We start from the raw sequence: 24984 nt of genomic DNA, 5'->3' as shown, positions 1-24984 counted from the left end.
AATGGAAGCACAGTAATGTGTTGTCGAGTTGACTGGTACTAATAGGCCGAGGACTTGCCTACAAAGATGTTACGCATCCACTCTACGGTTCTGAAACACCACACCAGCAGACGGTGTGTGTTGTTTCGGAGTGTTTCGGTGGTTATAGCGTCAGGGAAACGCCCGGTCCCATTCCGAACCCGGAAGCTAAGCCTGACAGCGCCGATGGTACTGCAACCGAAGGGTTGTGGGAGAGTAGGACACCGCCGAACTTACCTTCCGTACGGCCCGTTAGGATAGCCAGTTGGCTGCCCTAGCGGGCCGTACGCGTATGTCCAGGACAAGATTTTTTCATGGCAGGAGGCCAGGTGTCCGAGTTCGGTCGACGAGACTCAGCGGATGATGGGTCAGGCCGGTCGGCACGCCGGGACGAAGGCTCCCGGGGCCGGTCGGACGGACCCCGGAAGAGCCAGGGCGGCGCGCGGCAGGACCGCGGCGGCCGCGACGGTGGCTACCAGGGACGCCCGCGCCGTGACGACCGCGGTGCCCGCGGCGCCGGCAAGCCCTTCCGCAGCGGCGACGGTCCCCGTGACCGCGATCAGCGCGGAGGATACGCAGGTCAGAGCGGCAGCGGCAGTGGCGGGCGCGGCTCCGGCGAGCGCGACGACCGCCGCGGCGGTTACGGCAGCCGTGACTCCGGCGGCCGGCCGGGCGGTGGCCGCTTCTCCGGCGGCGGCCGTAACGAAGACCGGGGTACCGGCCGGTACGAGGACCGCGGCAACAGCCGTTCCGGAACCCGCGGCGACAACCCCGGCCGTAGCTTCGACGACCGCGGCGGCCGCCCCCAGGGCAAGTCGTCGTACGGCGACCGCAAGCCCCGGTGGGAGAACCGCCGCGACGACAACCGCGACAACAATCGCAACGACAACCGCGACGACAACCGCCGCGACAACCCGCGCGGCGGCTACCAGCGCCGCGATGACGACCGCGGTTCGCGGCCCGGCGGGTTCCGGTCCGACGATCGGGGTCGCCGCGACGATTCGCGCGGCTCCCGGACGGGTGAATTCCGTTCGGGTGACCGCGACCGCCGCGACGATTCCCGTGGCAGCTACCAGCGGCGTGATGACGACCGTGGTTCCCGTCCCGGTGGGTTCCGGTCGGATGACCGCAATCGCCGCGACGACCGTAGCTCTCGCACGGGTGGCTTCCGCTCGGACGACCGGGACCGCCGCGACGATTCCCGTGGCAGCTACCAGCGGCGTGACGACGACCGCGGCCCCCGCACGGGCGGCTTCCGCTCGGACGACCGGGACCGTCGCAGCGACTCCCGTGGCAGCTACCAGCGCCGCGACGACGACCGTGGTTCGCGGCCGGGTGGCTTCCGCTCGGACGACCGCGGCCGCCGGGACGATTCGCGGGGCGGTTACCAGCGCCGCGACGATGACCGCGGCCCCCGCACCGGTGGGTTCCGGTCGGACGACCGTGGCAGCGACCGCCGCGACGATTCGCGGGGTGAGCGCAGCAGCTTCCAGCGCCGCGACGACGACCGCGGCCCTCGCACGAGCGGTTCCCGTTCCGACGATCGCCGCGATGAGTCGCGGGGTGAGCGCGGCACCTACCAGCGCCGCGACGACGACCGCGGTTCGCGGCCCGGCGGGTTCCGGTCCGACGACCGCCGGGATGACTCGCGCGGCGACCGTGGTGACCGTAGTGACCGTGGTGACCGCGCCGGCGGTGGCAAGCGCTTCGACAACACCCGCAGCACGGGTGCCGACCGGCCCCGTCGGGAGCCGCGGCCCAAGGTCGGTGCGGCGCTCGACGACGAGGCGCTCGCCAAGGAACTCCTCGAAGCTCCCGAGCTCCCCGAGGACGTCGAGTTCTCCGACCTCGACGAGGACGCCCGCCGCGAGCTGAGGACGCTGCCCAAGGGCCTCGCCGAGACCGTCGGGAAGCACCTCGTCGCCGCCGGGGGGCTGATCGACAGCGATCCCGAGGCCGCCCTCGAGCACGCCAAGTACGCCAAGGCCAAGGCCTCGCGCGTGCCGATCGTGCGGGAAGCCCTCGGCCTGGTCGCCTACCACGCGGGTAACTGGTCGGAGGCCCTCTCCGAGCTGCGGGCCGTCCGGCGGATGACGCGCAGCGACGAGCACATCGCCATCATCGCCGACGCCGAACGCGCGCTCGGGCGCCCCGAACGCGCCCTCGACCTGGCCAAGGAAACAGATACCGCGAAGCTGAACAAGGCGACCCAGGTCGAGCTCGCCATCGTCGCGGCCGGCGCGCGGCGGGACCTCGGGCAGCTCGACGCCGCCGTCGTCTCCCTGCAGGGTGACGACCTCAAGGCCGAGAAACGCGACCCGTGGAGCGCTCGTCTCTTCTACGCCTACGCCGACAACCTCGCGGCTGCCGGGCGCAAGGACGAAGCCGTCCGCTGGTTCCTCAACGCCGCCGAGGCCGACGCCGAAGACGAGACCGACGCGGCCGAACGCGCCGCCGAGCTGGCCAACGAACACGACGACAAGGACGCCGAAGAAACCGATGAGTGACGCTCTCCTCGCGGCCTACGACGCGGTCCTCTTCGACCTCGACGGCACCGTCTACCACGGCACCCGGGTGATCCCGGGTGCCCCGGAGGCGGTGCGGGCCGCGCGGGAGCACGGCACGCCGGTCCGGTTCGTCACGAACAACGCCTCCAAGGCACCCGACGAGGTCGTCGCGCACCTCACCGGCCTCGGCATGCCCGCCGGGACCGATGAGGTGCACACCAGCGCCCAAGCCGGTGTGCAGCTGCTCACGGAACGGCTCGACGCCGGTGCCGAGGTCCTCGTCGTCGGCACCGAAGCGCTCGCCGCGGAGGTGGCCGGGGCCGGGCTGAAGCCGGTGCGGGAGAACGGCGACGGCGTCCAGGCCGTCGTGCAGGGGCACTCGCCGGACAACACCTGGGCCGCGCTGGCGGAGGCCTGCCTGGCCATCCGCGCCGGCGCGCTGTGGGTGGCCTGCAACGTCGACGCGACGCTGCCCAGCGAGCGGGGCCTGCTGCCCGGCAACGGCTCGATGGTCGCCGCGCTGCGCACCGCCACCGACGTCGAACCCCTGGTGGCCGGGAAACCGCAGCCGCTGCTGTTCGAGACCGCCGCCCGGTCGGCGGGCGCGGAGCGGCCGCTGGCCGTCGGGGACCGCCTCGACACCGACATCGCCGGTGCGGTCGCCGCGGGCATCGACTCCCTGGTCGTGCTGTCGGGCGTCGCGACGCCGAAGCAGCTGATCGAGGCGGTGCCGGCCGAGCGGGCGACGTACCTCGCGAAGGACCTCACGGCGCTCATCGAGCCGGCCGACAACCTCAAGATCGGCCCGCGGCCCGGCTGGACCGTGACCGTCGAGAACGGCACCTTGACGGCGGACGGCGACGGCGATGACCTGGACCTGCTCCGGGCGCTGTGCCACACGGCCTGGGAGACCGGTGTCACCGAACTCGGCGAGCGCGCCCGAGCAGCACTGTCCTGACTGAACCTTCCCCGGCCGAGCCCCGGACCCCGGCCGGGGGGACAAGCCCCCTGGACCCCCCAAAGCCCCTGATACCGTCTGCACTGTGCAGGACCACCCCTTTCCCGTCCCGGGCCCGCCGCCCGGTGCGTTCGCGCAGCAGACCGACCCGCGCGCCGGCATCGACGAAGCCGTCGCCGGGCTGGACGACCTGGACGCGCTGCCGCTCGCGGAGCACGTCGAGCGCTTCGACGCCGTGCACACCGAGCTGACGGTCGCCCTGTCCAGCATCGACAAGGTCTGATCGGCGTGCCCAAGCGGGCCCGCCTCGACGCGGAACTGGTTCGGCGCGGCCTCGCCCGGTCGCGTGAACAGGCCTCGGCCCTGATCACCGGCGGCAAGGTCACCGTGCGGGGCATGGTCGCGACCAAACCCGCCACCGGCGTGGAATCCGACGCCCCCATCGTCGTCAAGGACGAAGACGACCCCGGCTGGGCCTCGCGTGGCGCGCACAAGCTGCTCGGCGCCCTGGACGCGTTCACCGGCCTGTCCGTCGAAGGCAAGCGCTGCCTGGACGCCGGCGCCTCCACCGGCGGCTTCACCGACGTCCTGCTCCGCAACGGCGCCGCGACCGTGATCGCCGCCGATGTGGGTCGTGGCCTGCTCGACTGGCGGATCCGCACCGACGAACGTGTCGTGGTCATGGACCGCACCAACGTTCGCAACCTCACGCCCGACGCCCTCGGCGGGCCGGTCGACCTGGTCGTGGGGGACCTGAGCTTCATCTCCCTCAAGCTCGTACTGCCCGCGCTCGCCGCTTGCGCCCGCGAAGGCGCCGACCTGGTGCCGATGGTGAAACCGCAGTTCGAGGTGGGCAAGGACCGCCTCGGCAGCGGCGGCGTGGTCCGGGACCCCGAACTGCGCGCCGAGTCCGTGCTCACCGTCATCGACGAGGCCGCGAAACTCGGCCTGGCGCTGCGCGGGGTGACCGCCAGCCCGCTGCCCGGGCCGTCCGGGAACGTCGAGTACTTCGTGTGGCTCGGCAAAGCCCACGTGGCCGAGTCCACAGTGGACGCGGTAGACAGGTCTGAGGCCGAGCGGCTCGTCCGGACCGCCGTCGAGGAAGGGCCCGCATGACCACCGAACGTGAAGTGCTCCTCCTGGTGCACCCCGATCGTGACGCGACGGGCGAAGCCGCGCGCGAGGTTTCGGCCCGCTTCGCCAAGGCCGGCATCCGGATCCGGGTGACCGAGCACGACGTCTGCGCGCTGATCAACCCCGAGGAGCACGGCGTCGGCGCGACCTGCACCGTCGTCGACCCGGACGACAACCCCGCCGACGGCGTCGAGCTGGTCTTCGTCCTCGGCGGCGACGGCACACTGCTGCGCGCGGCCGAGATGGCCCGCCCCGCCGGGGTGCCGGTGCTCGGCGTGAACCTCGGCCGCGTCGGCTTCCTCGCCGAAGCCGACTCCGATGCGCTGGCCGACACCGTCCAGCGGGTCGTCGACGGCGACTACCAGGTCGAAGAGCGGATGACCATCGACGTCTCGGTCACCCACGACGGTGAAGAGGTCGCCCGCACCTGGGCGCTCAACGAAGCCAGCGTCGAAAAGAGCACCCGGGAGCGGGTGCTCGACGCGTTGATCGAGGTCGACGGCCGTCCGGTGTCCGCCTTCGGCTGCGACGGTGTGCTCTGCGCCACACCGACCGGCTCGACGGCCTACGCCTTTTCGGCGGGCGGCCCGATCATCTGGCCGGACGTCCAGGCACTGCTGGTGGTGCCGAGCAACGCCCACGCGATGTTCGCGCGGCCGTTGGTGGTCTCCCGCGACTCGGTGATCACCGTCGGGATCGACCCGGATGGCTCGTCCGCGGTGCTGACCTGCGACGGGACCCGGCCGATCGACCTGCCGCCGGGCGCGCGGGTGCGCGTGACCTGCGGCACGACCCCGGTGCGGCTGGTCCGGCTGTGGGACGGCCCGTTCACCGATCGGCTGGTGCAGAAGTTCTCGCTGCCGGTGAAGAGCTGGCGCGAGCGCCACGCCCGCCCCTGCGAATAGCTGCCGCTGAACGCATTGTTCGAACATATCGGCGACGCGCGGGTGCCCGGGCGCGCAGAGTGTCGGTGGTGGCCGCTACCGTAGGCGGCGTGCTGGCCGAGATGCGCATCCAGGGCCTCGGAGTCATCGAGGACGCCCTGCTGGAACTGCACGCGGGCTTCACCGTCGTGACCGGTGAGACGGGTGCGGGCAAGACCATGGTCGTCACCGGGCTGCACCTGCTGTCCGGGGGCCGCGCCGAGGTGTCCAAGGTCCGGACGGGAATGCTGAAGGCGTTCGTCGAAGGGCGGTTCACCTACTCCGGGGTCGAAGGGGCCGAGCGGATCGTCGCCGATTCGGGCGCGGACGTGGACGAGGACGGCAGCGTGATCGCGCTGCGCGCGGTCGCTGTCGACGGGCGGTCCCGTGCCCACCTCGGCGGCCGGTCGGTGCCGGTCGGGGTGCTCGCGGAGCTGTCCGAACAGCTGATCGCGGTGCACGGGCAGAACGACCAGCTGCGGCTGCTGCGCCCGGCCGAGCAGCGCGCGGTGATCGACCGGTTCGCCGGTGACGCGGTCGCCAAGCCGCTGCAGGCCTACCGGGAGGTCCGGGCCGAGTGGCTGGCGGTGATCGCCGAGCTGACCGAGCGGTCGACGCGCTCGCGCGAGATGGCGCAGCAGGCCGACCTGCTGAAGCACGGGCTGACCGAGATCGACGCCGTCGCGCCCGAACCGGGCGAGGACGTCGAGCTCACCGACCAGATCAAGCGGCTGGCGGCGGTCGACGAGCTGCGCGCGGCGGCCACCGAGGCGCACATCGCGGTGTCCGGCTCCCCGGACGGCGACCCGGACGCCCCGGGCGCGGCCGGGCTGGTCTCCGAGGCGCTGCGGCGGCTGTCGACGGCGGAGGACGCCGTGCTGCGCGAGCTGGCGCCACGGCTGGAGGAGGCGTCGGTGCTGCTCGCCGACGTCGGGGCCGAGCTGGGCACCTACGTCGAGACGCTGGACGCCGACCCGGCGCTGCTGGAGAAGGTGCTGGCCCGCCAGTCCGACCTCAAGCGGCTGACCCGCAAGTACGCCGCGGACGTCGACGGCGTGCTCGCCTGGGCCGACGACGCCCGGCGCCGGCTGGCATCGATGGACACGTCCGAAGAGGCGCTCGCCGAGCTGGCCCTGCGGCGCGACCAGCTCGCGATCCAGCTGGCCACGCACGCGGCCGAGGTGTCGGCCGCGCGCGAGACGGCAGCGGCCGAGCTGGCGGCGGAGATCACGCGCGAGCTGTCCGGGCTGGCGATGGGCCAGGCCGCCATCGAGGTGACGGTCGAGCAGCGCCCGGCCGAACACGGTGACACGCACGCGCTGCCGATCGACGGCCGCGCGGTGCACGCGGGCCCGGACGGCGTCGACGACGTCGAGCTGCTCCTGCGGGCCCACGACGGCGCGCCGCCGCTGCCGGTGCACAAGGCGGCTTCGGGTGGTGAGCTGTCGCGCGTGATGCTGGCGATCGAGGTGGTCCTGGCGCACGCGGACACCGTCCAGACCCTGGTGTTCGACGAGGTCGACGCGGGCGTCGGCGGCCGCGCGGCGGTCGAGATCGGCCGGCGGCTGGCCCGGCTGGCCCGGACCCACCAGGTCCTGGTGGTCACGCACCTGCCGCAGGTGGCGGCGTTCGCCGACCAGCACCTGGTGGTGGACAAGGGCCACAGCGGCGGTGTCACGCGAAGCGGCGTGAAGAACCTGAGCCAGACCGAGCGGGTCAGCGAACTGGCCCGGATGCTCGCCGGCATGGACAACGAGACGGGCCGCGCGCACGCCGAGGAGCTGCTGGCGACCGCGGAGAAGGACAAGACCGAGTTCGAGCCGAAGAAGAAGCGCGCGGCGAAGAAGAAGTAGCGCTGGGGCACCCGGGGCGCCCCAGCGGGCGCCGTCTCAGCAGGCGTCGGGGTCTTCGACACCCGGCGGCGGGGTGAACAGCTGCTCGAAGGTCTGGTCGACGAGCTCCAGCACGTTGCCGAACGGGTCCTCGCAGAAGCAGAACCACGATTCCGGCCCGACCTGGTGGATCTTGCTGCGCTGGCGGCCACCGAACAGCGTGATGCGGGTGGCGGTCTCCGCGACCTTTTCGACCGTGAAGCAGATGTGGAAGACGCCGGTGCGCCAGTAGTCGAAGTTCTCGACGCGGCGCTCGGCGACCGGGCCGGTGAACTCGAACAGCTCGATCCCGGTGCCGCCCGGCATGGCCAGGTGCGCGATCCGGGCGCTCTGCCACCCCTCGCCGTAGATGTCCGACGCGGGGCCGCCGCCGGGCGCGTCGCTGCTGATCGCGAACGGGCCGAGCAGCAGCTTCAGGCCGAAGACGTGCTGGTACCAGGCGACCGCGCGGTCGAGGTCGGTCACGGACAGGGCGGCGTGGTTGAAGCCGGTCCGCAGCGTAGGGCGCGGCGGGCCCTCGAGCGCGGCGAGGCGCGGCGCCGGGATGTCGGGCAGGGTGGGAACGACCGGCACCGCGCCGGTTCCGGCAACGCCGGCATCGCTGGACAGCATGGGCGAACTCCTGGGTGGCGTGGAAAACGTGGCACAATGCGATCGCCCCCACGGAAGATGCATTGCACAGCCGTCGGCTGTGCGACCCAGTATCCGGGCTACTCGCGATTAATCTTCCTGAGAATTGTGACAGCGTTCCGATACGGCTCGGAAACCCACAGTCACCACGCTGCGGCGAACGGCCCAGCCGCGCCTTTCGCCTGTTGGGAGCGCGGTCCGTCAGTTTCCAACAGGAATTCCTGAAGGTGGCAGGCAACGACGAAGAGGCTTTGTTAAATGAATGGTAAATGACTCGGAGAAATCGAGTACCCGCCGGTGAAATGATCGAATGCCGGTCAGCTCTCGAGGTCGGCGTTGATCCGCCCGAACACTTCCGCCAATGTCCGCGCCTCTTCGCGGCTCACGTGCTCGGCGAAGAAGCGCTCCACGCCGCGGACGTGGGTGGGCCACGCCTTCTCCAGCGCCGCGAGACCCGCCGGGGTCAGCACCACCTGCGTGGCGCGGCGGTTGGCCGGATCCACCTCACGGCGGGCGAACCCGGCGCGCTCCAGACCGTCGACCAGGCGGGTCAGGCCGCTCGTGCTGTGCACCAGCGCGTCGGCGAGGTCCTTCATGCGCAGGCGCCGGCCGGGGGCCTCCGAGAGCTGGACCAGTGCGTCGTACGTCCGGTGCGGCAGGCCGTGCTCGGCTCGCAGCTGGTTGTCCAGCACCCGCAGCAGCAAGGCCGACGAGCGCAGGAAGCCCCGCCACGCGGCGTCGTGTTCCCGGGACAGGCTCACGCCGGAATAGTACTCGTGCGGACAGTTGTTGTGCGGACTGTTCGCTCGCGAAGAAAGGATCCCCGATGCGCGCGGTGGTACTGCGAGAACCCGGGCCGGTCGAGAACCTCGAGCTCACCGAGCTCCCGCTGCCCGAACTGAAGCCCGGCTGGGTCCGGATCGCGGTTAGAGCGTTCGGCCTCAACCGGTCCGAGCTGCACACCCGGCTCGGGCTGGCCGAAGGCGTCACCTTCCCGCGGGTGCCCGGGATCGAGGCCGTCGGGGTCGTCGACGCCGATCCGAGCGGACGTCTCGCCGAAGGACAGCAGGTCGCCACCATGATGGGCGGCATGGGCCGCACGTTCGACGGCGGCTACGCCGAATACACGCTCGTGCCCGAGAACCAGGTCATCCCCTTCCGCTCCGCGCTGCCGTGGGAGGTCATCGGCCAGGTCCCGGAGACGCTCCAGACGGCGTACGGTTCGCTCACCACCGGCCTCGACCTGCGGGACGGCCAGACGCTGCTCATCCGCGGCGGCACGTCCGCGCTCGGGTTCGCCACCGCGACCCTGGCGAAGGACCTCGGCGCCACGGTCTTCGCCACCACCCGGCAGCCCGGCAGGCTCGAGACCCTGCGCGAACACGGCGTCGACCACCCGCTGCTGGACGACGGGAACGTCGCCGAGCAGGTCCGCAAGATCGCGCCCGAAGGCGTCGACGCCGCTCTCGAACTCGTGGGGACGCCCACCCTGCCGGACACCCTGAACGCCACCCGCGTGCACGGGACCGTCTGCTTCACCGGCATGTTGTCCGACGAGTGGACGATCTCGAATTTTTATCCGATCGGCTACCTTCCCGCCGGGGTGCGGTTGACCGCTTATGGTGGTGAGGCGGACGACCTGCCCGCCCCCGTCCTCCAGCGCCACCTCGACCGGATCGCCGGCGGCGAAGCGAGCCTCGGCCCGGTCAAGGTCTACCCGATGGCGGAGATCCGGCAGGCGCACGACGACCTGGAGCACAACCGGACGGCGGGCAAGCTCGTCGTGCTGACCGGCCGAGCGGAGGAAGCCGCCCCGTGATCCTGCCGCCGCCCGCCGACGTCGAAGCCGAGCTCGCCGCCGCGCGGCGGGACGGCGACCTCGACCGCTACCTCGGCCTGCTCGCGGGCGAGGAGCTGTTCGTGCCGATCCGGCGGGCGGACGCCCGGAGCATCCTCGACGAGCGGGCGGAGACCTTCCCGAACGTCTACTTCGAGACCGGCGGCGACGAGTTCCTCCAGGTGTTCAGCCGTGGCGCGCTGCCGGACCTCGGCCCCGACGTCGTGGCCATGAGCGGCTCGCTCGACTGGGCGGTCGACGGCGTCGGGCGGCACGAGCGCGTGGTGTTCAACCGCGGCACCCGCAGCGAGTGGCGGCTGCCGGGCGCGACGCTGCAGCCGTGGCTCGACGCGCACGCCGGCGAGGTCACGCCGCTGGAGGAGCAGGTCGAGCGGCTGATCACCGCGCCGTACGGGCACCTCGAAGGGCCGATCGCGCACGCGCTGGCCTGCGGGGCGCACCTGGCCGTGCTCAACGCGGCGCCGTGGAACCTGCTCGACGGCCGCTACCACGACTACGTCGCCGAGGTGCGCAGCCTGCGGGACTGGTGGGGCGTGCCCGACCCGCCCGCCTGGCGCGCGACGATGACCGGCCTGATCGGCGACGGCTACGCGCTCACACCCGGCAACCTCGTCCTCATGCTGCGCCTGCGGTTCGCCGCCGAGTACGGGCTGCCGGGCGCCGAGTTCGAACCGCTGACCTGGGCGCGGCTGGTGGACCGGTGGTGCGTGGAGAACAACGCCGAAGACCAGGCCGACGAGCTGCGCGACACCGTCCGCCGGGTGTCGCGGTACGAGCGGCGGCTGCGCGCCGACGGCCTGGTCGACGCGGACGGGTGCGTCACGACGGCGTTGTCCTGGGACGTCGGCCGCGCGATCACCATCGCCCGCGGGGGTCTGGCGGCCGGCTACTGCGACGCGCTGAGCGCCGAGCTGATGGTGCTCGAAGCCGGGTCCCTGGCCCGCCGCTACCACCAGTCATGGGCCGACCTGTCGGCGGGCTACGTCATGGGCCGCGTGCTGCACGGCGGCGAAGACGAGTTCGGCGAGTGGTACCCGGCGGCCGTGCGCGTCCACCACCAGCTCCTTCAGGACCCGGCGAGCCCCTGGCTGAACCTGGACTTCGGCTCGCTTTCGGAGGAGTCCGACGCCTGACCCGCCCGGGGGAGGGCGACGCGGCTCACCACAACGAGTCACGGGGGCTACGGCGTGGCGTACCTCGTCCCACGAGCAAATTTGTCACCATCGGCCACATGAAGCTCACGGGTCTGCTCACGCGGAATCAGGAACCCCTGCCGGGGATCACCGGGGTCGCCCGGGTGGACCGCCGCACCCGGGAGCTCCTCCGCCGGATCAGTCCCGGCGACATCGTCGTGCTCGACCAGCTGGACCTCGACCGCGCGACGGCCGACGCCCTGGTCGAGGCCGAGGTCGCGGGCGTGGTCAACGCGTCGCCGTCGATCTCCGGCCGGTTCCCCAACATGGGGCCCGAGATCCTCGTCGCGGCCGGCATCCCGCTCGTCGACTCGGTCGGCGGTGAGCTGCTGCGCTCGATCAAGGACGGCACGAAGCTGCGGCTGCACGACGGCGTCGTCTACATCGGCGAGCGGCAGGTCGCCTCCGGCATCCTGCAGACCGCCGAGAGCGTCGCCGACCAGATGATCGAGGCCAAGGCCGGGATGTCGACGCAGCTGGAGGCGTTCTCGGCCAACACCATCGAGTTCCTGCGCCGCGAGCGCACGCTGATCCTCGACGGCGTCGGCGTGCCCGAGCTGAAAGTGCCGCTGCGCGACCGGCACGTGCTCGTCGTCGCGGGCGGCAACGGGCACGCCGAAGACCTCAAGAAGCTGAAGAAGTACATCACCGAGCACCGCCCGGTGCTGATCGGCGTCGACGCCGGCGCGGACACCCTGCGCGTGCAGGGGTACCGGCCCGACGTCATCGTCGGCGACCCCACCGGCATCGGCACCCCGACCCTGCGCGGCGGCGGCGAAGTCGTGGTGCCCGCCCAGCCCGATGGGCACGCCCCCGGTGTCGAGCGCATCCAGGACCTCGGTATCGGCGCGGTGACCTTCCCGGCGTCGGGCAACGCCGAAGACCTCGCGCTGCTGCTGGCCGACGCGCACGGCGCGACCCTGGTCGTCACCGTCGGTTTCCAGGCCACGCTGCGCGAATTCCTCGACCACGGCCGGTCCGGCTCGAACCCGTCGACGTTCCTGACCCGGCTCAAGCTCGGCACGAAGCTCGTCGACGGCAAGGCGGTGGCGACGCTGCACCGCAACCGGGTGTCGATCGGCGCGGTCGTCCTGCTCGTGCTCGCCGCGGTGGTGGTGGTCGCCGCGGCGCTGCTGGTGTCCGACGTGGGCTCGGTCTACCTGGACTGGCTCAAGCACACCTGGAACTCGTTCGCCGCCTGGGTCAAGGGACTGTTCACGTGATTTCGCTGCGGTACCACGTAGTTTCCATCGCCGCCTGCTTCCTGGCGCTCGCCGTCGGCGTCGTGCTCGGCTCGACCGCGCTCAACGGCACGCTGCTGTCCGGGCTGGCGGGGGAGAAGAAGGACCTCGGCAGCCAGGTCGCCGACCTGGAGGCGCAGCGCAACGCGCTCAGCGCCCGGCTGGCCGACGCGGACGCCTTCGCCGGCTCGATGGGCCCGAAGGTCGTCGCCGGTGCGCTGGACAAGCGGTCGGTGGTCCTGGTGACCACCGCAGACGCGCGCCCGGCCGACCGGGACGCGCTCAAGCAGCTGATCGGCCAGGCCGGCGCGGCGGTGACCGGCGAGGTGCAGCTGACGTCGGCGTTCGCCGACCCGGCGAAGGCCGACCAGCTCCGCGACGTCGTCACGCGGCTGCAGCCGGCCGGCTCGAAGTTCCCGACGGCGGGTGACTCGGGCACCCTCGCCGGCGCGCTGCTCGGATCCGTGCTGTTGCTGGACAAGACCACGGCGAAACCGCAGTCCTCGCCCGAAGAGCTGGCGGCGGCGCTGAGCGGCCTCACCGACGGTGGGTTCGCCAAGGCGGGCCCGGACGTCAAGCCGGCGCAGCTGGCGGTGGTGCTGACGGGCGCCGAGGCGACCGGCGACGGCGCCGGCGACCGAGCGGCGACGATCGCCCGGTTCGCGACGCAGCTCGACCGCAGCGGCGCGGGCACGGTGCTCGCCGGTGACGCGGGCTCGGCCGACGGCACCGGCGCGCTGGGCGTGGTCCGCGCGGACACCTCGGCGACGTCGATTCTGTCCACCGTGGACAACGCGGACACGTCGGCGGGCCGGGTGAGCGTGATCCTGGCGCTGAAGGAACAGCTCGACGGGGGTGCCGGGCGGTACGGCATCGCCGGCAATGCCCAGGCCCCCGCCCCGGGCGTCACCGCGCCGGCCGGGAACTGATCCCGGCCGGCGCGGTTTCAGCTGACGGGCTCGAACAGGTGGGAGGCGTTCTCCCGGGAGAGGGAGCCCAGATCTCCCGCGCCACCGGGGTTGTAGGTGACGTTGGAGCCGCCGTAGTTGCTGTTGTAATACACCTTCACCACGTAGATCCTGGTGTTGTTCTTCGCCGATCGGGCGTTGTTCTTCACGCACTGCCCCTGACCGGCCCCCGGCCCTTTGAACTCGTAGCAGCCCGGCTGGGTGCTGCCGTAGTTCGGGATCGACCCGCTGAAGTCCGAGACGGATCCGGTTTCGCCGGGGCCGTAGTACAGGCAGAACTCGCCCGTTTCGCAGATGCCGTTGCGGGCCGTCGCCGCGTTCGCCGCCGGTGCGGCCGTGGCGAGCGAGGCGACGGCTCCGCCGACGGCGAGCAACGCCCGGACAAGGTGCTTCCTCACTGTGACCTCCCGAATCGTAGTGCGCTGCCGTGACCACACTCCGGCCGTCGTCCCGGTTGAGGGCCGCCGGTCGTGATCACCCGAACGGCCGAGTCACCGCAGCGGCGGGTCGAGCGGGAAGCAGGACACGCGCACCGGCCAGGTGTCGCCGCCCGCCGGCTGGGGCATCTGCTTGAGCGCCGCCGCCGCCGCGGTGTCGTGGGCTTCCTCGGCCGCCGCGTGGAAGATGTCCGCCGCGATCGACTGGTCGAACACGCCGATCTGCTGGTGCGGCCAGGCCGCCGCGCCGTGCAGCGCTCCCGGGATCAGCTGGTCCACGACCGTTCGCAACGTGACGCCGTTCGGCGCGCGGTACTTCCAGACGTCGACGCCGAGGTTCTTCCCGATCTCCGCCAGCCGGCCCCACGCCGTGAGGTTGAAGTTGACGTAGTGCCACGACATCGTGCGCGACAGTTCGAGCGGCTGGCTGCCGTCGGCGGCGAACTGCACCGGGAACCGCTTCTGCTCGGCGTCCCGCACGATCTTCTTCGCGTCGGCACGCTTGCCCAGGTACGCCGAGACCGCGGCGTTCTGCATGTCGAGGAACGTGCCGTGGTTGTTGGTGGCGGCCAGTTCCAGTTTCGCCTGCGGGCTGGTCTGCATCCAGTCCAGGTACTGGGTCAGCCACGCCTTGATCCCGGACCGGTCCTTGCCGCTCCAGCCCGGCGCGCCGCCGTCGAGGAGGGCGAACGCGTCCACCAGCTGGCTGAACGACTGGGTCGAGTCGATGATCCCGGTGCCGCTGACCGTGGTCTTGCAGGGGATGAGCTGGGCGTACGTCATGTTCGGGTTCATCTTGGTGGCCGGGTCGAGGAACCAGGTCCGGATGTCCAGCGCCGCCCGCTTCGCGTACTTCGCGTCACCGGTGTAGTACCAGGCCAGCGAGAGGTAGTACATCGCGTCCCACGCCCACATCCGGTAGGTGTGGTCGGTGATCGCGTCCGCCTCCGGGTTGCGCTGGCCGTCCTTGCTGACGTACGGGCAGCCCTGCGGGTTCTCCGGCGTCTTCGGCTGGCTGGCCCACCAGTACGGCGCCTGGCTCAGGTAGTCGTGCTTGTCGCCGCTCGGCGGCGCCGACGGCTTGTCCACGACCGACCACGGCCCGGCGGTCAGCGCGGTGTTCGCCTTGTGCAGCACGGTCTTCAGCGCGCTGCGCTGCGCCGCCGTGGCGTGGCCGCTGCGGATCGCCTGCCGGATGGCCGCGAGCTTGCTCCCGTCCGTGACGACGGTGTGCGGTGGCGACGCGGCCACCGCCGTCCCGCTCACCGGGACCAGGAGCATGCTCGCCGACAACGCCAGCGCGCCCAATACCCTTCGCACCTCGACCGCCTTCCCCGGGGACGGCAAAGTCCCCACTCGTCACCGGGCGGCGGTACGGCTGCCGGGATTCTGGCTTCCCCGGCGGGCCGGTGTCAATCCGTGGGCCAGGTGCGGCGCTTGGCGAGCGGACGCGCGTACGAGCCCGCGCGGCTCGTCGTCAACCCCAGTGCCACCAGGGATTCCGCCAGCCGGACCGCGGCCGCGACGCCGTCGATGACCGGGATGTCCAGCATCGTCGCGATCTTCCGGTCCAGCCCGGTCATCCCGGCGCAGCCGAGCACGAGGACCTCGGCGCCGGCGTCCCGCGCGCGCCGGCCGGCGGTGAGCAACGCCGACTCCGTCCGGCGTTCGTCGGTCAGCTCCAGCACCCCGAGCCCGGCGCCGGTGACCGTGACGCAGTTCTGCGCGACCCCCGCCGCGTGCAGGCTGTCCTCGATCAGCCCGCACGTCCGGTCCAAAGTGGTCACCACGCCGTAGCGGCGGCCGAGCAGGCAGGCCAGGTGCGCGGCCGCTTCGGTGATGTCGACGACCGGGACGTCCAGCAGTTCACGCGCGCCCTCGCGGCCGTGTTCGCCGAACCCGGCGAGCACGACGGCGTCGAACGGTTCGTCCAGCCCCCGCAGCAGGTCGAGCACGGCCGCGGCGGACAGGAAGCTGTCCAGCCAGCCCTCGGCCGACTCCGGGCCCCAGCGCGGCGTGCGGGCGAGGATTTCGGTGCCGGGGCTCGCGGCCGCGCGGGCCCCGGCTTCGATCTCCTTCGTCATCGCCTCGGTGGTGTTGCAGTTGGTGACGACGATCTTCATCGGTGCTTCCTCGACACCGCGAAGTACAGGGCCGCTGAGGAAGCCGTGCCGATGAACCACGAGTACGGCGCGGCCGGCGCGAAGAACGGCACGAGGGCGATGACGGCGGACAGGGCCGCGGTCGGGAAGAACGTCACCAGTGCGCGCGGGTTCACGCGCGGGTAGCTCCCGCCGTCGACGAACAACTGGGCGACGTCGACCTTGCCGCGCCGGATGAGGTAGTAGTCGACGATCATGATCCCGAACAGCGGGCCGAGGAACGCGCCGAGCCCGCCGAGGAAGTAGTTGACCACCGCCGGGGACGAATACAGCTTCCACGGCAGCACGCACAGGGCGGCGACCGCGCTGATCATGCCGCCGACGGTGAAGCTGATCCGCTTCGGCCAGATGTTGGCGAGGTCGTAGGCGGGGGAGACGAAGTTGGCGACGATGTTGACGCCCATGGTCGCCACCGCGAAGGTCAGTGCGCCGACGATCAGCACCGGCGTGTTGTGCACCTTCGCCAGCAGCTCGGCCGGGTCGGTGAGGGCCTCGCCGAACACCTGCATGCTGCCCGCGGTGACGACCACCGACAGCAGCGCGAACGCCGTCGAGTTGATCGGCAGGCCCCAGAAGTTGCCGCGCCTGACCGTCTTCTGGTCCGGGGCGAAGCGGGAGAAGTCGCAGAAGTTGAGCATGAGCGTGCCGTAGGTGGCCAGGATGAGCCCGGCCGCGCCGAACCACTGCCGGATCTGCTCCCCGGTGGACAGCTGCTTCGGGCTGCTGGTGAAGGAGATGTGCCAGTGCCCGGCGGCCAGGATCCAGACGGAGAGGGCGATCATCACGACCCAGATCGCCGGGCCGCACCAGTCCTGGAACTTGCGCACCGACTCCATGCCGCGGGTCAGGATGAGCGCCTGGACCGCCCACAACGCGACGAAGCAGATCCAGCCCAGGGCGTGCAGGCCGAGGAACCCGTGCTGGGTCAACGGTTTCAGGCCCGGGTCGATGGTCAGCACGAGCAGCGTGATGGCGACACTCGCCAGGTAGGTCTGGATGCCGTACCAGAAGATCGCGATGACCGCGCGGATCAGCGCGGGCAGGTTGGCGCCGAACGTGCCGAAGCTGATCCGCGCCACGACGGGGAACGGGACGCCGGTGCGCTGGCCGATCCGGCCCATCAGGTTCATGCCGGCGTAGATGACGACGAACCCGAACAGCAGCGCGGTGAACACCTGCCAGGCCGACAGCCCGAGCACGAAGAGCCCGGCCGCGAAGGTGTAGTTGCCGAGGTTGTGCACGTCGGACATCCACAGCGCGAAGATGTCGTAGACCTTCCACCGGCGTTCCTGCGCGGGGCCAGGTCTTCGTTCCAGAGCCGCGGGTCGGGTGGGGTGGTGGTCTCTTGCGAGGGTTCGGTGAGCGGGGCGGCGGTCATGCGGGCCCTCCGATCGACGTGGGAGCACGGCGATTTGGGATACCAAACTTTGGAATCCCAAATATCACTCTCGGGTCCAGCCGAGTCAACCCTCCGGCCGATAAACTCGGGTAACGACGTGTTACGGCGGTGTTGAGAGAGGGGTCCGGTGAACGAGCGGCAACCGCTGGCGGCCACCCGGCAGCGGGTCCGCGAGGAGCTGCGCGAACGGATCCTGACCGGGCGGCTGCGCCCCGGCGACCGGCTGGTCGAGCGTGAGCTGGCCGACGACCTCGGCGTCTCCCGGGTGCCGGTCCGGGAGGCCATCCGCAGCCTCGAGGCGGAGGGCTTCCTCGTCGTCCAGTCGCCGCGCCGGGTCGTCGTCCGGCAGTTGGCGCGGGTCGACGTCGAGGAGCTGTTCGACGTCCGGGAGGCCCTCGAGGGGCTGGCTGCCGGGCTGGCGGCGGCCCGCGCGGGGGCGGCGGAGCTGAAGCGGCTCGAGCGCGTGCTCGCCGACGCCGGCCGGGCGACCGCCCGCGGCGACGCGGCCCGGATCACCGTGCTGAACTCGCGCTTCCACGACGAGATCGTCGCCATCGCGGGCAACGCACTGCTGACCACGATGCTGCAGCCCCTGGAGGGCCGGCTCCGCTGGCTCACGAGCCAGAACGAGCACTGGACCGAGCTGCTCGACGAGCACCGCCGGCTGTACGAGGCGATCGCGTCGAGGGACGCCGAACGCGCCAAGGCGTCCGCGGTGGAGCACGTGCGTGTGAACCGCGAAGTCACGCTGCGTTCGCTTTTCGGGGAAGAGCCCGGCGAGCGGCCCGCGGGCTGAGGCTCCGCCGCTTTGGTGCCGATTGTCCCGCGCGCCCGCTTTTTCAGCCATTCGCACCAGCGGTGACGCGACTTTGGTCTGTGTCACACCGCCGAACGGCGGCTTACCGTCGTCGGTCACCGGTTCTCGCCGACCGTGTCCCCGCCTTCCCGGAGGTTCACTGTGCGTAGCGCGACAGTCTTCGCCGCCGCCTTCACCCTCGCCCTCACCGTCACCGGCGTCGCCGAGGCGGCCCCCGCCGGCCACGGCCACGCCCAGCGCGTCTGCTCGGTCGCACCGGCCGGGTTCGCGGCCTGCAACGCCTGGATCAACACCGACACCACCGCCGCACTGGCGGCGACGCCGTCCGGGCTCGGCCCGGCCGACCTGCTCTCCGCGTACAACCTCGGCTCGCTCGCGGGCAGCGCCGGTGCGGGCCGCACGATCGCCATCGTGGACGCCTACGACGCTCCGACCGCCTTCGCCGACGTCAACGTCTACCGCGCCCAGTACGGCATTCCCGCGCTCGCGTCCTGCACGCCGTCGTCGGTCGACGCGAGCACCACGCCCTGCTTCGCCAAGGCCGACCAGAGCGGCGGCACCAGCTACCCCCGCAAGGACGGCGGCTGGGCCCAGGAGATCTCCCTCGACCTCGACATGGCGTCGGCGATCTGCCCGAAGTGCAACATCCTGCTGGTCGAGGGCACCTCGTCGAGCTTCGCCGACCTCGGCACCGCAGTGAACACGGCCGTGCGGCTGGGCGCCGAAGTGGTCAGCAACAGCTACGGCGGCAGCGAGTTCTCCGGCGAGGCGAGCTCCGAAGGCCAGTACTTCAACCACCCCGGCGTCGCGATCACGGTCAGTTCCGGTGACTCCGGGTACGGCGTCGAGTTCCCGGCCGCGTCGCGGTACGTCACCGCGGTCGGCGGCACCAGCCTGAAGAGGGCGTCGAACACCCGCGGCTGGAGCGAGACGGCGTGGAGCGGCGCGGGCAGCGGCTGCTCGGCCTACATCACCAAGCCGTCGTGGCAGACCGACAGCGGCTGCGGCAAGCGGACCGTGGCCGACGTCAGCGCCGTCGCCGACCCGGCCACCGGCGTGGCGGTCTACGACAGCACCGCCTACCAAGGCCGCTCGGGCTGGCTGGTGTTCGGTGGCACCAGCGTGGCCGCCCCGCTCGTCGGCGGGGTCTACGCGCTGGGTGGTGTCAGCGGCGTCACGGGGGCGAACACCGTGTACTCCCACACGTCCTCGCTCTACGACGTGAGCGGCGGCAGCAACGGCTCGTGCGGCGGCAGCTACCTGTGCACGGCGGTCACCGGCTACGACGGCCCGACCGGTCTCGGTACTCCGAACGGGGCCGCTGCTTTCTGATTTCCGTTACCCGGGGCCACCAAGCGAGCGTCGTCACGCCCGCTTGGTGGCCCTTCACGCTGAGCACTAACATGATCACCGTAGCGACGCATCCCGAGCGGGAGTGGCATATCCGACACGCCCCATGAGCTCCGCCAACAGGCGCTTCCCAGCGGCTTCATGGGAAATTCACAGAATGGGTGGCAAGTCTGAGAACGTGAACCACGCCGACGACGGTGCCGGATCGGCGGCACGATGACCACTGCCCAGGCCACGCTCGAGGCTCCCGCCCGCTCCGCGAGACCGGGCGGCAAAGCGCCCTACCTCCACCAGATCGACCTCTTCCGGTTGATCACGTTCGCCTGCGTCATCCTCATCCACGTGGTGGGCGCGACGAACTTCGCGCAGGACGTCGGGGCCAACGCCGTCGAGACGCCGTTGCACTTCACCCGCGAGGCGTTCTTCGCGCTCACCGGATTCGTGCTCGTGTTCCAGAACCGCCGCCGCGAGTTCACCGCGGGCGACTTCTGGCAACGGCGGCTGCCGCTGGTCGCGACGCCGTACCTGGCCTGGTCGATGTTCTTCTGGGCGTACTCCCTGGTGACCGGGACGCAGCAGCCGGGCTCGCTCGAGGCGTCGATGCGCCTGCTGCTCAAGGACCTCGTCACCGGCGGGGCCTGGTACCACCTGTACTTCCTGCTCGTGACGATGCAGGTCTACCTGCTCTTCCCGGTGCTGATGAAGGTGCTGCGGGCGACCCGGGGCAAGCACAAGTGGCTGCTGCTCGGCAGCGGCCTGGTGCAGGTCGGCGTGACGCTGTTCATGACCTACCAGCCGCTCGGGGTGAGCTACGAGACGATCACCCACCTGTACGGCACGATCCTGCCGTACCAGTTCTACACGCTGTTCGGCGCCGTGGTGGCCATGCACTTCGAGACCGTGCACGCCTGGGCGGGACGGCACCGGCTGCTGCTCGGCGCCGTGCTCGTCGCGGTGCTGGCCGGCACCGAGTGGTACTACTTCCGTACCATCCACAGTGGAACGTTCCCGCAGGTGGCCAGCGATCCGTTCCAGCCGTACCTCATCCCGTGGTTCCTCGCCGTCATCGCGGCGATCTACGCGTTCGCCACGCGGTGGGCGGCGCGCCGCCGGGAGGGCAGCCGCGGGGCGCGGCTCGTGTCGTGGGCGGCGAACCGGTCGTTCAGCATCTTCCTCGTGCACCCGCTCGCCCTGGCGCTGCTCGGGCCGGTGATCCCGCACGTCGCGGAGCGGTTCGGCGCGCCGTGGCTCAGCGTGCTCATCTACCTGGCGACGATCGTCCTCACCGTCCTGATCGTGGAGGTCCTGCGGCGGCTTCCCGGGAGCCGGGCGCTCACCGGGCGCCCGCGGCTGCGGCCGGCGCGGGTCGCGGCCTGAGGTCCCCCGTGCGGGTGGCCCGGGGCGCGAAACGCGGGTCGGGCGAGTCACCGCGCGCGGATCCGCGCCCGTGGGATATGCTGGCGGCCCGTGGGACTTCAGTCACGGGCAACCAAGTACGTCTTTGTCACCGGAGGCGTCGCCTCCTCTCTGGGTAAGGGACTCACGGCTTCCAGCCTCGGTCAGCTCCTTACCGCGCGCGGGCTTCGCGTCACGATGCAGAAGCTCGACCCCTATCTCAACGTCGACCCCGGGACGATGAACCCGTTCCAGCACGGTGAGGTGTTCGTCACCGACGACGGCGCCGAGACCGACCTCGACATCGGCCACTACGAGCGGTTCCTCGACCGCGACCTCGACGGCAAGGCCAACGTCACCACCGGCCAGGTCTACTCCGAGGTGATCGCCAAGGAACGCCGCGGCGAGTACCTCGGCGACACCGTGCAGGTCATCCCGCACATCACCGACGAGATCAAGGCCCGGATCACCGCGGCCGCCGACCCCGACGAGACCGGCCAGTCGCCAGACGTCGTCATCACCGAGGTCGGCGGCACGGTCGGCGACATCGAGTCCCTGCCGTTCCTGGAGGCCTGCCGCCAGGTCCGCCACGACGTCGGCCGCGACCACTGCTTCTTCCTGCACGTCTCGCTGGTGCCGTACCTGGCGCCGTCGGGCGAGCTCAAGACGAAGCCGACCCAGCACTCGGTCGCCGCGCTGCGCAACATCGGCATCCAGCCGGACGCGCTGGTCTGCCGGGCCGACCGCGAGATCCCCGAGGACCTCAAGCGCAAGATCGGCCTGATGTGCGACGTCGACACCGAGGCCGTCATCGCCTGCCCGGACGCGCGGTCCATCTACGACATCCCGAAGGTGCTGCACCGCGAGGCGCTCGACGCCTACGTCGTCCGCCGCCTCGGGCTGCCGTTCCGCGACGTCGACTGGACGGTGTGGGGCGACCTGCTCGACCGGGTGCACAACCCGAACGAGATCGTGCGGATCGCCGTCGTCGGCAAGTACATCGACCTGCCGGACGCCTACCTCTCGGTCACCGAGGCCCTGCGTGCGGGCGGGTTCGCCCACCGCGCGAAGGTCGAGATCGTCTGGGTCGCCTCCGACGACGCGCAGACCGCGTCCGGGGCCGCCTCCGTGCTGTCCGATGTGGACGGGGTGCTGATCCCGGGCGGGTTCGGCATCCGCGGCATCGAGGGCAAGGTCGGTGCGATCGAGTACGCGCGCACCCGGGGTGTCCCGCTGCTCGGCCTGTGCCTCGGCCTGCAGTGCATGGTCATCGAGGCCGCCCGGCACCTGGCCGGGATCACCGACGCCGGCTCGTCGGAGTTCGACGAGAACACCGAGCACCCGGTGATCTCGACCATGGCCGACCAGCGTGACGTCGTCGCGGGGGAGCGGGACATGGGCGGCACCATGCGCCTGGGTGCCTACCCGGCGAAGCTGAAGCCGGGTTCGCAGGTCGCGAAGGCCTACGGCACCACCGAGGTCTCCGAACGGCACCGGCACCGCTACGAGGTCAACAACGCCTACCGCAAGCAGCTTTCGGACGCGGGCCTGGTCTTCTCCGGCACCTCGCCGGACGACCACCTGGTCGAGTTCGTCGAGCTGCCCGCGGACAAGCACCCGTTCTTCGTGGGCACGCAGGCCCACCCGGAGCTGAAGAGCCGCCCGACCCGGCCGCACCCGCTGTTCAGCGCGTTCGTCAAGGCCGTGGTGGACCGCAAGGTCGCCGAGCGGCTGCCGGTCGAGCTGCCCGAGGCCCCGGTGGCGGCCCGATGAGCGCGCCGGGCGAGCACGAGTTCAGCGTCGCGGCCAGCCGGGACGTCCACATCGGACGCGTCGTCGGGCTGCGCATCGACGACGTCGTGATGCCGGACGGGGACACCGCGGTCCGCGAGGTGATCGAGCACCTCGGCGCGGTCGCGATCGTCGCGCTGGACGACGAGCAGCAGGTCACGCTCATCCACCAGTACCGGCACCCGATCGGGCGCCGGCTGTGGGAGCTGCCCGCCGGGCTCATCGACCACCTCGGCGAGGACCCGCTCGGGACGGCCAAGCGCGAGCTGGTCGAAGAGGCCGGCCTGGCCGCGGACGACTGGGTGACCCTGGTCGACGTCGCGGCGTCGCCGGGCTTCACCGACGAGGTCGTGCGGGTCTTCCTGGCCCGTGGTCTGTCCGAAGTGGACCGCGAGGTGCTCGGCGAAGAGGAGGCGGACCTGGTGATCCGCAAGTTCCCGCTCGCCGAGGCGGTCCGGATGGCCCTGGCGGGCGAACTGCTGAACGGCGCCACGGTGTCCGGGGTGCTGGCCACGCACGCCGTGCTCACCGGCGTGGCCGAGGCCCGCCCGGCGGACGCCCCGTGGGCGGACCGCCCGACGGCGTTCGCCAAGCGCAAGCAGTCCTGACCAGCGCCCCCCGACCCGAGCGCCCCAATGTGGCCTTCGGTGCGTCAGACGCACCGAAGGCCGCCTTGGGTGCGTGTGACGCAACCAAGGCCACATTGGGGCGCTCGGGTCAGGGGCGCTCGGGTCAGGGGCGCTCGGGTCAGGGGCGCAGCGGGCGGCCTTCGGCGTCGGAGCCGCCGTTGACCAGGAGCACGATGCCGTCGATGATCGGCCACAGGATGCCGACCCCGGTGCAGAACGTGGCGAAGAGCTGGGCCAGGCCCAGGCCGGTCTGGCCGGTGTAGAACCGGCCGACGCCGAAGGGCAGCACGATCTGCAGCACCCCGGCCACCGTCTTCGACCGGTGCGAATACGCCACGGGCCCGTACGGCGCCGGTGGCGCGTACGGGTCCGGCAGCGGTGGCCCGTACGTCGGGAGCTGCGCGGTGGCCTGCGCGTACGGCGGCGCCGGCATCGGGCTCGGCGGCGGTCCGAAGAAGCCCGGGTGGGGCGGCGGCAGGTCGCGGAACAGGGGCCGCAGGTCGCCCAGCGTCGTCGCCGCGTAGGCCTCGGTCACCCGCGTCTCGTACTCGTCCGGGGTGATGCGGCCCATGCCGAAGTGATCGGCGAGCAGCCTCGCCGCCTCCTCACGCTCGGCCGTGCCGATGCGGAGTTCTTCGGACCCCATGGATCCAAGGTAGCCGAGCGGGGTTTCTGCCGGGTCACGAGCGTCCGGCGGCCTAAGGTGACGGCGTGGTAGCCGCGGGCAGCACCGACGGCGTGATCGCCGCGTACCTCGACCACCTGGTCGTCGAACGCGGGACGGCGCGCAACACCCTGGACAGCTACGCCCGCGACCTGCGCCGGTACGCCGCGCACCTGGACGCCCTGGGCGTCGCGAAGATCGCCGACGTCACCTCCGCGCACGTCACCGCCTTCGGGGCCGCCCTGCGCGAGGGCGACGACGAGCACCAGCCCCTGGCCGCGTCGTCGGCCGCCCGGGCCCTGGTCGCCGTGCGGGGCCTGCACAAGTTCGCGCACGCCGAGGGGCTGACCGAGCACAACCCGGCCCGCGAGGTCCGGCCGCCGACGCCGGCGAAGCGGCTGCCCAAGGCCCTGCCGGTCGACGACGTGCTGCGGCTGCTCGAGACCCCGCCCCCGGACGGCGAGCGCGCGCTGCGCGACCGGGCGCTGCTGGAGGTGCTCTACTCCACCGGCGCCCGGATCTCCGAGGCCGTCGGGCTGGACGTCGACGACGTCGACGCCGCCGACCGCACGGTGCTGCTCGACGGCAAGGGCGGCAAGCAGCGGCTGGTGCCGATCGGCCGTCCCGCGCTCGCCGCGCTGCACGCCTACGCCGTCCGCGCCCGCCCGGCGCTCGCCGCGCACGGCCGGGGCACCGCGGCGCTGTTCCTCAACGCCCGCGGCAGCCGGCTGTCGCGGCAGAGCGCCTGGCAGGTCCTCAAGGACACCGCCGAACGAGCGGGCATCAAAGCCGTCGTGTCACCGCACACGCTCCGCCACTCCTTCGCCACGCACCTGCTCGAAGGCGGCGCCGACGTCCGCGTCGTCCAGGAACTGCTCGGCCACGCTTCGGTGACGACGACCCAGGTGTACACGCTGGTCACGGTGAACACCCTGCGCGAGGTCTACGCGACGGCGCACCCGCGGGCGTTGGGCTAGCCGGCCCCGGAGCCATCCATGTCCCCGCCGCCGCCCTCGAC

General features: G+C 71.6%; 22 protein-coding genes, 1 rRNA gene and 1 pseudogene. 17 read left to right on the top strand and 7 right to left on the bottom strand.

Annotation, left to right across the window (positions count from 1 at the left end; translation table 11 throughout):
* The first annotated feature begins 134 nt into the window (after positions 1-134).
* The 7 genes from rrf to recN all read left to right on the top strand — a co-directional run bounded on the left by rrf (position 135) and on the right by recN (position 7393).
* A 5S ribosomal RNA gene (gene rrf, locus ACLJOU_RS35195) occupies positions 135-251 on the top strand.
* Positions 252-347: 96 nt separating this feature from the next.
* Positions 348-2525 (top strand): hypothetical protein, encoded by a 2178-nt coding sequence (locus ACLJOU_RS35190; protein ID WP_410573570.1) that lies wholly within the window; start codon positions 348-350, stop codon positions 2523-2525.
* Complete coding sequence (locus ACLJOU_RS35185) at positions 2518-3483, top strand: HAD-IIA family hydrolase (protein WP_410573569.1); 966 nt, start codon at positions 2518-2520, stop codon at positions 3481-3483. Before ACLJOU_RS35190 ends, ACLJOU_RS35185 begins: the two co-directional genes overlap by 8 nt.
* Positions 3484-3568: 85 nt before the next feature.
* A complete protein-coding gene (locus tag ACLJOU_RS35180; protein ID WP_410573568.1) occupies positions 3569-3766 on the top strand; it encodes a hypothetical protein in 198 nt (65 codons plus the stop codon).
* Between the two features lie 5 nt (positions 3767-3771).
* A complete protein-coding gene (locus ACLJOU_RS35175) occupies positions 3772-4599 on the top strand; it encodes a TlyA family RNA methyltransferase (protein ID WP_410573567.1) in 828 nt (275 codons plus the stop codon).
* Positions 4596-5522: an NAD kinase gene (locus ACLJOU_RS35170; protein ID WP_410573566.1), complete on the top strand. Its 927-nt coding sequence runs from the start codon at positions 4596-4598 to the stop codon at positions 5520-5522. Before ACLJOU_RS35175 ends, ACLJOU_RS35170 begins: the two co-directional genes overlap by 4 nt.
* An 89-nt stretch (positions 5523-5611) precedes the next feature.
* On the top strand, positions 5612-7393 hold the full coding sequence (gene recN / locus ACLJOU_RS35165; protein WP_410573580.1) for a DNA repair protein RecN: 1782 nt from the start codon (positions 5612-5614) through the stop codon (positions 7391-7393).
* A 36-nt stretch (positions 7394-7429) separates the two neighbouring features.
* Here recN and ACLJOU_RS35160 read toward each other — a convergent pair whose 3' ends face one another.
* Positions 7430-8044: a VOC family protein gene (locus ACLJOU_RS35160; protein ID WP_410573565.1), complete on the bottom strand. Its 615-nt coding sequence runs from the start codon at positions 8042-8044 to the stop codon at positions 7430-7432.
* Positions 8045-8379: 335 nt separating this feature from the next.
* Complete coding sequence (locus ACLJOU_RS35155; RefSeq protein ID WP_410573564.1) at positions 8380-8823, bottom strand: MarR family winged helix-turn-helix transcriptional regulator; 444 nt, start codon at positions 8821-8823, stop codon at positions 8380-8382.
* A 65-nt stretch (positions 8824-8888) separates the two neighbouring features.
* Here ACLJOU_RS35155 and ACLJOU_RS35150 point away from each other — a divergent pair, with 65 nt between their 5' ends.
* The 4 genes from ACLJOU_RS35150 to ACLJOU_RS35135 all read left to right on the top strand — a co-directional run bounded on the left by ACLJOU_RS35150 (position 8889) and on the right by ACLJOU_RS35135 (position 13283).
* Complete coding sequence (locus ACLJOU_RS35150; RefSeq protein ID WP_410573563.1) at positions 8889-9881, top strand: zinc-binding alcohol dehydrogenase family protein; 993 nt, start codon at positions 8889-8891, stop codon at positions 9879-9881.
* Positions 9878-11053 carry a DUF1266 domain-containing protein gene (locus ACLJOU_RS35145; RefSeq protein WP_410573562.1) on the top strand — a complete coding sequence of 392 codons (1176 nt, stop codon included), beginning with the start codon at positions 9878-9880 and terminating at the stop codon, positions 11051-11053. The genes ACLJOU_RS35150 and ACLJOU_RS35145 overlap by 4 nt, the downstream gene beginning before the upstream one ends.
* A 98-nt stretch (positions 11054-11151) precedes the next feature.
* Entirely contained in the window at positions 11152-12336 is a 1185-nt protein-coding gene (gene steA, locus ACLJOU_RS35140) for a putative cytokinetic ring protein SteA (protein WP_410573561.1), read from the top strand.
* Positions 12333-13283, top strand: coding sequence for a copper transporter (locus ACLJOU_RS35135; RefSeq protein ID WP_410573560.1), 951 nt, complete (start codon positions 12333-12335; stop codon positions 13281-13283). The genes steA and ACLJOU_RS35135 overlap by 4 nt, the downstream gene beginning before the upstream one ends.
* A 17-nt stretch (positions 13284-13300) precedes the next feature.
* Here the strand turns inward: ACLJOU_RS35135 and ACLJOU_RS35130 are convergent, their stop codons facing one another.
* The 4 genes and pseudogenes from ACLJOU_RS35130 to ACLJOU_RS35115 form a co-directional block, all read right to left on the bottom strand.
* Entirely contained in the window at positions 13301-13720 is a 420-nt protein-coding gene (locus ACLJOU_RS35130; protein WP_410573559.1) for a peptidase inhibitor family I36 protein, read from the bottom strand.
* 93 nt (positions 13721-13813) lie between these two features.
* Positions 13814-15079, bottom strand: coding sequence for an alginate lyase family protein (locus ACLJOU_RS35125; RefSeq protein ID WP_410573558.1), 1266 nt, complete (start codon positions 15077-15079; stop codon positions 13814-13816).
* A 92-nt stretch (positions 15080-15171) separates the two neighbouring features.
* The gene (locus ACLJOU_RS35120; RefSeq protein WP_410573557.1) at positions 15172-15882 is read right to left on the bottom strand and encodes an aspartate/glutamate racemase family protein; all 711 of its coding nucleotides are present in this window, start codon (positions 15880-15882) and stop codon (positions 15172-15174) included.
* Positions 15879-17299 (bottom strand): annotated as a pseudogene (locus tag ACLJOU_RS35115) (NCS1 family nucleobase:cation symporter-1). The gene ACLJOU_RS35120 and the pseudogene ACLJOU_RS35115 overlap by 4 nt, the downstream one beginning before the upstream one ends.
* Positions 17300-17447: 148 nt before the next feature.
* On the opposite strand from ACLJOU_RS35115, the gene ACLJOU_RS35110 reads away from it, so the two are divergent.
* The 5 genes from ACLJOU_RS35110 to ACLJOU_RS35090 all read left to right on the top strand — a co-directional run bounded on the left by ACLJOU_RS35110 (position 17448) and on the right by ACLJOU_RS35090 (position 23281).
* Positions 17448-18116 (top strand): GntR family transcriptional regulator, encoded by a 669-nt coding sequence (locus ACLJOU_RS35110; protein ID WP_410573556.1) that lies wholly within the window; start codon positions 17448-17450, stop codon positions 18114-18116.
* A gap of 162 nt (positions 18117-18278) precedes the next feature.
* On the top strand, positions 18279-19469 hold the full coding sequence (locus ACLJOU_RS35105) for a S8 family serine peptidase (protein WP_410573555.1): 1191 nt from the start codon (positions 18279-18281) through the stop codon (positions 19467-19469).
* Between the two features lie 234 nt (positions 19470-19703).
* Positions 19704-20864 carry an acyltransferase gene (locus ACLJOU_RS35100; RefSeq protein WP_410573554.1) on the top strand — a complete coding sequence of 387 codons (1161 nt, stop codon included), beginning with the start codon at positions 19704-19706 and terminating at the stop codon, positions 20862-20864.
* Between the two features lie 90 nt (positions 20865-20954).
* Positions 20955-22655, top strand: coding sequence for a CTP synthase (locus tag ACLJOU_RS35095; protein ID WP_410573553.1), 1701 nt, complete (start codon positions 20955-20957; stop codon positions 22653-22655).
* A complete protein-coding gene (locus ACLJOU_RS35090; protein WP_410573552.1) occupies positions 22652-23281 on the top strand; it encodes an NUDIX domain-containing protein in 630 nt (209 codons plus the stop codon). Before ACLJOU_RS35095 ends, ACLJOU_RS35090 begins: the two co-directional genes overlap by 4 nt.
* A 139-nt stretch (positions 23282-23420) precedes the next feature.
* Here the strand turns inward: ACLJOU_RS35090 and ACLJOU_RS35085 are convergent, their stop codons facing one another.
* A complete protein-coding gene (locus tag ACLJOU_RS35085; protein WP_410573551.1) occupies positions 23421-23948 on the bottom strand; it encodes a DUF1707 domain-containing protein in 528 nt (175 codons plus the stop codon).
* A 92-nt stretch (positions 23949-24040) separates the two neighbouring features.
* Here ACLJOU_RS35085 and xerD point away from each other — a divergent pair, with 92 nt between their 5' ends.
* Entirely contained in the window at positions 24041-24943 is a 903-nt protein-coding gene (xerD, locus tag ACLJOU_RS35080) for a site-specific tyrosine recombinase XerD (protein WP_410573579.1), read from the top strand.
* Positions 24944-24984: the final 41 nt, after the last annotated feature.

Origin of the sequence: Amycolatopsis sp. cmx-4-61 (assembly GCF_046548775.1) — a bacterium.
GTDB lineage: Bacteria > Actinomycetota > Actinomycetes > Mycobacteriales > Pseudonocardiaceae > Amycolatopsis.
The sequence above is the reverse complement of the archived record's forward strand: the minus strand, read 5'-3'. Positions and strand labels throughout refer to the sequence as shown.